Annotated in this window: 7 protein-coding genes; 2 read left to right on the top strand and 5 right to left on the bottom strand. The window is 48.2% G+C overall.

Annotated features, from left to right (window positions below; translation table 11 throughout):
* Positions 1-8: 8 nt before the first annotated feature.
* On the bottom strand, positions 9-1,694 hold the full coding sequence (gene sopB, locus ACLJTG_RS19915) for an SPI-1 type III secretion system effector inositol phosphate phosphatase SopB (protein ID WP_001166949.1): 1,686 nt from the start codon (positions 1,692-1,694) through the stop codon (positions 9-11).
* A gap of 332 nt (positions 1,695-2,026) precedes the next feature.
* On the opposite strand from sopB, the gene ACLJTG_RS19920 reads away from it, so the two are divergent.
* Complete coding sequence (locus ACLJTG_RS19920) at positions 2,027-2,197, top strand: YlcI/YnfO family protein (RefSeq protein ID WP_001111006.1); 171 nt, start codon at positions 2,027-2,029, stop codon at positions 2,195-2,197.
* Here the strand turns inward: ACLJTG_RS19920 and ACLJTG_RS19925 are convergent, their stop codons facing one another.
* The 4 genes from ACLJTG_RS19925 to hprR all read right to left on the bottom strand — a co-directional run bounded on the left by ACLJTG_RS19925 (position 2,198) and on the right by hprR (position 6,096).
* Positions 2,198-2,308, bottom strand: a complete 111-nt coding sequence (locus ACLJTG_RS19925; protein WP_079951473.1) for a hypothetical protein — start codon at positions 2,306-2,308, stop codon at positions 2,198-2,200.
* 108 nt (positions 2,309-2,416) lie between these two features.
* Positions 2,417-3,886 (bottom strand): C69 family dipeptidase, encoded by a 1,470-nt coding sequence (locus ACLJTG_RS19930; RefSeq protein ID WP_000760235.1) that lies wholly within the window; start codon positions 3,884-3,886, stop codon positions 2,417-2,419.
* 172 nt (positions 3,887-4,058) lie between these two features.
* Positions 4,059-5,423, bottom strand: coding sequence for a heavy metal sensor histidine kinase (locus ACLJTG_RS19935; RefSeq protein WP_000240026.1), 1,365 nt, complete (start codon positions 5,421-5,423; stop codon positions 4,059-4,061).
* The gene (hprR, locus tag ACLJTG_RS19940) at positions 5,416-6,096 is read right to left on the bottom strand and encodes a response regulator transcription factor HprR (protein WP_000698207.1); all 681 of its coding nucleotides are present in this window, start codon (positions 6,094-6,096) and stop codon (positions 5,416-5,418) included. The genes ACLJTG_RS19935 and hprR overlap by 8 nt, the downstream gene beginning before the upstream one ends.
* Positions 6,097-6,231: 135 nt before the next feature.
* Between hprR and hiuH the strand changes: the two genes are divergently transcribed.
* Positions 6,232-6,642: a hydroxyisourate hydrolase gene (gene hiuH, locus ACLJTG_RS19945; protein WP_000833182.1), complete on the top strand. Its 411-nt coding sequence runs from the start codon at positions 6,232-6,234 to the stop codon at positions 6,640-6,642.
* The last annotated feature ends 78 nt before the right edge of the window (positions 6,643-6,720 follow it).

A 6,720-nucleotide genomic window follows, 5' to 3' on the forward strand; every position in this document is an offset into this window, starting at 1 on the left:
CTCAAGACTCAAGATGTGATTAATGAAGAAATGCCTTTTACTGACTGCCAAATATTTTCATCCCCAACTCGTTTTTGATAGGAAAGATTGAGCACCTCTGGCGATAAATTTTTCATTACTTTGTTTCCCGCCCCGCCCGTATTTTGTTTCTGAATCTCCAGGTTACCGCTATTCAGTAATACTTTTTGGAAAATTTTCTGTCCACCGCTATCCGGAAGACTACCAGGCGCACTTAACATATGGGTCTGATGTAAAGAAATGTGCTCTCGCTTGATTTCTGAATCCATCATTCCTGTACGATCTTTGCCGCTTTTACAATTCCAGGCGGGTACCGCGTCAATTTCATGGGCTAACATGGCAAGGCGTTGTGCGAGTTTATAGGGTTCGCCGCCATCTTTATGATGTTGGTTATTTTTCCATATATCCTTAATCTGGCGCGCTAATGTATTGACGACCTCATAATTATCCGGGTATTGCGCCAGCCATTCGCCAACCCAGCCACCTGGTCTGGCTTCAGGGCGTAAATCATTGCCTAATAACTGATGTAGCGCCTCGGCATTATAGCTATCCGATGCCTTAAGGCCAAAGCCGAGCTTGAGCGCCAGCTCATTAACACCCACATTAAATGCGGCGACGTCCGGTTTTATTTTTACCGTCTGTAGATCGCCATCTTTATTGCGGATTTTTAAATGAATCATTTTTCCCGGCTGGGTCAACGATTGCCATGCGCGCATTTGGTCCTCGACCATCGTTCCCTCTTTGCCGAAAATATTCGACGCGGTGAGTAACCCGACGGATACCAGTTTCAGGCTTACCGCCTCGCCCGCTAAGGCTTTGTTAAGCAACTCAGGTTTACTAAAAAGTGCCGCAGTTAATACTTCTTTGGCTTTGTTTTCAGCGCCGACGTGACGCAGAAGCGGATCTTTTTCATGATAGGGGGAAAGCACGCCATGACGTATCCCGCAAAAAAGCGTTTTATCTTTACCGTCCTCATGCACACTCACCGTGGACATCCACAAATTATTGGCGTGATGAATATTCTTGGTATCCCAACTGCATACGCCCTTTCCCTCATAAGCACTGGGAAAGATATCTTTTGCGCCGATTTTCATCTCTGCTGCAGGGAGCTGCGTGTTGGTATAGTGATGCCCGTTATGCGTGAGTGTATTTTTTATGGTTTGCCAGGGCTGGTTATTAAGCTGCTTGACCTGAGCATCTCTAAACGCTACTGCCGCAAAGCGATGAGCTTCTTTTGCAGGTAAGCCATCCTGCTGCTGAGTGCGTGCTGCAATAAGTTCGATAAGATTTTTCTTCAATGCTTTTGCCGCGGCTTCTTCTTGTTTTGTTGCTGGCCGGTCCGCTTTAACTTTGGCTAACTCCATTTGGTTTGCCATTGACGTTAGAACCGGGTCTTGTTTACCCAGAACGGTTGCCGCGACGGTAAGAAGATCGCGCTGTAAGTTATAGAGGTTATGCAGCGAGTGGTTAGACGTCTTCTGATGCTGTAGATAATTCCCCCATGTCGCGCCAGGTTCTCGCAGGACAATAATTTCCGGGCGAGCGTCGGGCGCTTTAGCCGGCGCTTTGCCCTGGCCTGAGAGAATCTGCATTCCGTTGTATAAGGTTTTTTGTAGGCTTTTAAAAGCCTCCTGGGTTTTTAGTGAAGCTGAGTGATAGAAGCTCTGTATTTGCATAGCGTTTTTAATATTCCTGAATAGGGGAGTGGGAACATTCAACAGGGTTAACAACCCTTTAAAAGGATGTGACTTTTATGCGCCAGGAACTTTAAAAAAATGTCCTTTTTAGTGAGAAAACGCTTCTGATCAGGCGGGGTGGTGTCCTGACGTCCATACGTAGTGGCGATCATGGGGGGAGATCGGTACATCAAATGTTCATAAAATCTACAAACTTCACAATTTAGGGCACAAGTTTTATTGAAAACCCACCTTCTTGACTCAGATCAAATTCACCGATTTACTCCTGCGTAAAGTAACGGCGTTACATCAAATGTTATACAGGTGTGTGTATGCCAGCAAAGCCCCGGACAAGTAAGACCGTGACGAAGAATATTCGTTTTTCCTATTCCATGCTTGAACAGATAGAATTCGCGTTGAAATCTGAAAAGACGCGGAATTTTTCCGCATGGGTAAAAGAGGCCTGTCGGGAAAAGTTATGTAACACGGGACATAAGCTGTAGTTATCGTCTTATGTGAGAGGGGGCGGCCATTTTGAAAAGAAGAACGTGCTTATATACCTCCTGGGTTTTTGCCGCTTTTGTCTCTCTGCTGATATTTGCCTGGAGTGTCATAAACTATCCTCTCTATGAATCCATAATAATTATTGTCTTTTATATCTGGCTAATTCTGGTGCCGCTTTATCTTATTGTGTATGAGTGGCTAATAGATTGTCATTAAATTTATGGTTGCGTACTTGAAAAGTGATATTTCATATCTGTGCGGTAAGTCATTGTCGTAATAATATTATTGGTCAGGCGACGGGCGAGCGTCTGCGCATTTTGCATCGTTTTATCTTCAAAATTTTGCAGTAAGCGTTGCGCTTCTTTCGGATGTGACGCATATAGTCTCAGATAGCTCTGCTCCATCTTATACTGCTGCTTAGCTGTTTGCTGTTCAAATGTTTTCCAGGCGTGTTGCACATCTGGCGCAAACGCATTGTAGTCCTGCATAACCAGCGTTTGCAGCGTGCGGAATGTCCAGTAGGTAGAGTCGTTGCTCGCCCGATCGGTTCCTTTATCATCTCCGGGTTGATAATGACGCATCCCCTGATAATAGGGGAGATAGACGCTAAGAGATGGCATTCCATAGGCGATGTATTCTACGTTGCCGATAGCCTGCGGTAATTTCGGTCTGACCTGTAAAATATGCGACTCCTGGGTACGAAAAACGGATATAGGTCGCCATGGTTCTTGTGGATTATGACTGGCATAAGGGTCGTGCGACGTTCCCTGATAGTGATTGCGTAACGCGTTTTTTACTGCCGCCACGCTGATCTTCGTTATTGGCGTTAAAAAAACAGGAAATGTTTCCCCTTCGCTAACGACCGTATCCAGATGCGGATTAAACTGGTGTTGTAGCGTCCAGACGCGCGGATAATTATAGGTGGTATCGTTTTTGTTATCCTGCGAATAGGCTTGATGAAAGTCGAATTCGCCGCGGGCCGGATCATATAATCCCTGCTTTTTCGCAAAGCTTACTAACGTTGGTGACGCCATATAATTCGCGTTATCATTCGGATCGTAATGGCGTAAACGTCCCTGATTGGCGGAAACGAAATAGCTATCTGCCGGAAGTCGTACTGCCAGCCATTGATGACCGCTTCCCGTCTCCAGATACCATATCTCTTTGCTATCAATAAACGCGACGCCGAAACCTTCGCCCGCGCCTTTTTGTTCAATAATATCTCCCAGTAATTTGGCGCCCTGACGCGCCGATTGCGCCACTGGCAGGATCACGGACTCAATGGCGTCTTCCGTGATTCCCGTTTTTGTCACGTAAGGATCGGCAGCCAGCGCCGCTCTGCCGTTATAAATGGTTTCCGTTGCGCTCATTCCGACGCCCGCCGAATTGAAACCGGCTTCACCCATGGCGTTATCGTTAGTATCAAAGTCATGAATCGCCGTATAGCGCATCGCTGTCTCCGGAAGCGGCCAGCTAAAATTGTTGCGATGCGCTTTATACTCGCCTTGTTGATGAAACGCGACGGGATGAATAACCTTATGCTTGGCGTTATTTGCCGAGCCATCCTCGTTGCGCGCGATAATGAAGGAGCCGTCAGCCGAAGCCTGATTGCCTACCAAAAGGGTAGTACAGGCGATGACTTTACCCATACCCAGCAGCGTAACGGCGAATGCAAGATACTTTTTCATAAAGGTTCCCACTGAATAACGCGTTATGGGATGAATTGACCCTGGATTGGAAACCGAGAAAGTGATCGAGCCAGCAATATTCTTTGCCGGCATCCTTTATTTTCTCTTTATTGAGGTTGTATTGATAACCACAGCCCTGTGGCAGGCAAGGGGAACAGAACCTGTACTGACCTTAGCTATCACCGCTATCAGGCAGACGAACCGAAAAGATATTATGTTCATCGGCATAGCGGTAAGATGCCGAGCCACCGTGCAATAGAGCAATCGCGTTAACCAACGATAGCCCCAGGCCGAAACCGGCAGTGTGGCGGGCATTATCTCCTCGCCAAAAACGCCGGAAAAGCTTATCCGCATCGGCGGGGTGGCTGCCCGGATTAGCGACCCGAATTTCTGCAACGTTATCATCATAAGCGCTTTCAATACGTATCACGGCGTTTTCATCAGAATAACGGATGGCATTCGTCAGCAGGTTTGAGAGCACTCTTTGTAATAATATTTCGTCAGCCCATACCGTTCCCTGACATTGATTTATAAAACAGATGCGCTTCTCCTCGGCAAGGGGGCTAAGATAATCCAGCATATTTTCGACCAGCGCATTGAGCGAAACAGGCTGTTTTTTTACCGCTATATTCTGGTGCTCCGCGCGTGCCAGAAAGAGAATATTTTCTGTCAGTCGCGACAGTCCCTCCAGCTCTTCAATATTATCGACAAGGGCTTGTTGATACTCTTCGGCGCTGCGTTCCTGACTCAGCATCACCTGATTCTTCCCCAGTAAAATATTAACCGGCGTGCGCAGCTCATGCGCCAGATCGTCGGCAAATTGGTTCAGGCGTTCAAAATCGTCGGAAAGCTTCTGGCGCATAGTATTTAGCGCTTGTCCAAGCGGCCTGAGCTCGACGGGTAACGCCTGTTCCGCCAACGGCTGGCGAAGTGTGCCGCTATCTGTCGCCGCGGTGAGTCGGCTGAGCGACGTAATGGCCCGCAGCCCGTTTCTGATGACTAATGGACTGAGCGCCGAACAGACGAGGATCGCGATAAGGCTAATCAGCAAACTGTTACGGCGATATTGCGCCAGCATTTGCCGCCTTTCCGTCGCCAGCCTGGCAATAGTAAGGGTCAGCGGGTCATCGCCGCTTCTGGCGTTTACTCGTACCGCGGTCAGCTCCGTGCCTTGCACCGCCTGGCGAAATAAGGTTTCGCGGGTGATGTTTTTAGCCAGCGGAATCTCGTTAAAGCGTTGGTCGGGGATGCCGCTATGATTAATCGCAACATTGTGGCCTGTTGCTGAATGGATCAATAAGATGTCCTGCTTCGTATCCACCATCCGATTGAAATAGAGCGGCAGATTTTCCGGCCTGGCGCCATCCAGTAACAGTTGCTGCATTTGCGCCGCCCGATTTATTAGCGTCATATCATCCCGATACGTTAATTCTTTGCTCAGCGCGTTATAGAGCGTCCAGCTAATGCCGGTACAGGCGAGGATAAGGATGGCGATAAAAGAAATTGTCAGGCGCAGCGTCATTGATAACTTAACCATTCTGCGACGTTTCCGCCTGTAATCGATAACCCATCCCCCGGACGGTCATAATGAGCTTCTTTTCAAATGGATCGTCTACTTTGGCGCGCAGCCGACGAATCGCGACATCAACGGTGTTGGTTTCACTATCAAAGTTAATTCCCCAAACTTCGCTGGCGATCGCGGTTCGGGGCACGATTTCTCCTGCCCGGGACGCCAGTAACCAGAGGAGCAGGAATTCTTTGCGGGTCAGGGAAATCGGTTTGCCATTTCGTGACACCGATTGCTTTGTGGCATCCATGTCCAGACCATTGATCGTCAGTCGGGTAAAGACCGGGACATGCTGTCTGAGTTGAGCTCTCACCCGGGCCAGCAGTTCGGCGAAGGAAAAAGGCTTAACAAGGTAATCATTAGCGCCCGCCTCAAGACCTTTGACGCGATCCTCAACCGAGTCGCGCGCCGTCAGGCAAATAACAGGGGACTGATGCGCAGTGCGTAACGCGCGTAAAACCTGCCATCCATCAAGCCCCGGCAGCATAATATCAAGAATAATCAATGAATAATGTTCCTGAAGGGCGAGGTGTAATCCGTCTCGTCCATCACAGGCATAATCAACCACATAGCCTGCTTCCGTGAGTCCCTGACGTACCCACTCAATGGTTTTCTGGTTATCTTCAATCAATAAAATCTTCATCGACGCAGTATGCCATAGGCTTGTTAGCGAATCCGTAAATCTCCAACAAGATGACATAATTGTCATGTCCGTGTAAGGTTAATCCTGGACGCGCCAGATATATTTTCCTGCATCAATACCGTAAAGGAGTGAAGCATGAAACGATATATACTGGCTACCGCGATAGCGTCTCTTGTTGCAGCCCCGGCAATGGCGCTGGCCGCTGGCAACAATATTCTCAGCGTACATATTCTCGATCAGCAAACAGGCAAACCGGCGCCCGGCGTGGAGGTGGTACTGGAGCAGAAAAAGGATAACGGATGGACGCAATTAAACACCGGGCATACCGACCAGGACGGACGTATTAAAGCACTGTGGCCCGAAAAAGCTGCCGCGCCGGGGGATTATCGCGTTATTTTTAAAACCGGCCAGTATTTTGAAAGTAAAAAACTGGATACGTTTTTCCCGGAGATTCCCGTCGAGTTTCATATCAGCAAAACGAATGAGCACTATCATGTGCCGCTGTTATTAAGTCAGTATGGTTATTCAACCTATCGCGGGAGCTAATTTAGAGCCTATCCCATTAGGGCTATTTTACTTGCCATTTTGGACCTGGGCAGTGCTCGCCAAAACGCGTTAGCGTTT

It is taken from the genome of Salmonella sp. SAL00672, assembly GCF_046552175.1.
GTDB classification, from domain to species: Bacteria; Pseudomonadota; Gammaproteobacteria; order Enterobacterales; family Enterobacteriaceae; genus Salmonella; species Salmonella enterica.

What these genes read in the sequence shown, in the direction of transcription:
- ACLJTG_RS19925 (WP_079951473.1), bottom strand. Translation starts at nt 2,308, where the DNA reads ATGACACTCCAGGCAAATATCAGCAGAGAGACAAAAGCGGCAAAAACC.
- ACLJTG_RS19935 (WP_000240026.1), bottom strand. Translation starts at nt 5,423, where the DNA reads ATGGTTAAGTTATCAATGACGCTGCGCCTGACAATTTCTTTTATCGCC.
- sopB (WP_001166949.1), bottom strand. Translation starts at nt 1,694, where the DNA reads ATGCAAATACAGAGCTTCTATCACTCAGCTTCACTAAAAACCCAGGAG.
- hiuH (WP_000833182.1), top strand. Translation starts at nt 6,232, where the DNA reads ATGAAACGATATATACTGGCTACCGCGATAGCGTCTCTTGTTGCAGCC.
- ACLJTG_RS19930 (WP_000760235.1), bottom strand. Translation starts at nt 3,886, where the DNA reads ATGAAAAAGTATCTTGCATTCGCCGTTACGCTGCTGGGTATGGGTAAA.
- hprR (WP_000698207.1), bottom strand. Translation starts at nt 6,096, where the DNA reads ATGAAGATTTTATTGATTGAAGATAACCAGAAAACCATTGAGTGGGTA.
- ACLJTG_RS19920 (WP_001111006.1), top strand. Translation starts at nt 2,027, where the DNA reads ATGCCAGCAAAGCCCCGGACAAGTAAGACCGTGACGAAGAATATTCGT.